Below are 1,052 nucleotides of genomic sequence, written 5' to 3' on the forward strand. Positions count from 1 at the left end.
TGGACCACTGTCTGGACTGATTTGCTGACAGACCTGGATTACTATAAAGGTCGCGCTTACGCTATTGAGGATGTTCCAGGCAACGATGAGGCGTTCTATGCCTTTATTGCATACCCCATCGATTTGTTTGAAGAAGGTTCAGTCGTAAACGTGCTGACTTCTCTGGTGGGTAACGTTTTCGGTTTTAAAGCAGTGCGTTCATTACGTCTGGAAGACGTGCGAATTCCTGTTGCGTACGTAATGACTTGTGGTGGTCCTCCTCATGGTATCCAGGTTGAGCGTGACATCATGAACAAATATGGTCGTCCATTGCTGGGCTGCACCATCAAGCCAAAGCTGGGTCTCTCTGCCAAAAACTACGGTCGTGCCGTATATGAATGTTTGCGTGGCGGTCTGGATTTTACCAAAGACGATGAAAACGTTAACTCACAACCATTTATGCGCTGGAGACAACGTTTTGACTTTGTTATGGAGGCGATCGACAAAGCTGAAATCGAAACGGGTGAACGTAAAGGTCATTATCTGAACGTTACAGCGCCAACCCCTGAAGAAATGTACAAACGTGCTGAGTATGCCAAAGAACTGGGTGCACCCATTATCATGCATGACTACCTGACGGGTGGATTCACGGCCAACACAGGTCTGGCCAACTGGTGTCGTGATAACGGTATGTTGCTGCATATTCACCGTGCAATGCATGCGGTACTGGATCGCAATCCGAACCATGGTATCCATTTCCGTGTATTAACCAAAATGCTGCGTCTGTCAGGTGGTGATCACCTGCATTCAGGTACTGTGGTTGGTAAATTGGAAGGCGACCGTGCTGCAACACTGGGCTGGATCGATATTATGCGTGACTCTTATATCAAAGAAGATCGCAGCCGCGGCATTATGTTTGATCAGGATTGGGCATCCATGCCTGGTGTTATGCCGGTCGCTTCCGGTGGTATTCACGTATGGCATATGCCTGCACTGGTCAGCATCTTTGGTGATGATTCGGTATTACAGTTTGGTGGCGGTACATTGGGTCATCCATGGGGTAATGCGGCGGG

Annotated in this window: 1 pseudogene (running past one end of the window); it reads left to right on the forward strand. The window is 48.6% G+C overall.

Annotation, left to right across the window (positions count from 1 at the left end):
- Positions 1 to 1,052 (forward strand): annotated as a pseudogene (locus B3O33_RS13950) (form I ribulose bisphosphate carboxylase large subunit) (its annotated part extends 182 nt beyond the left edge of the window); the annotation flags it as partial.

Origin of the sequence: Methylophaga sp. UBA1464 (genome assembly GCF_002325665.1) — a bacterium.
GTDB lineage: Bacteria > Pseudomonadota > Gammaproteobacteria > Nitrosococcales > Methylophagaceae > Methylophaga.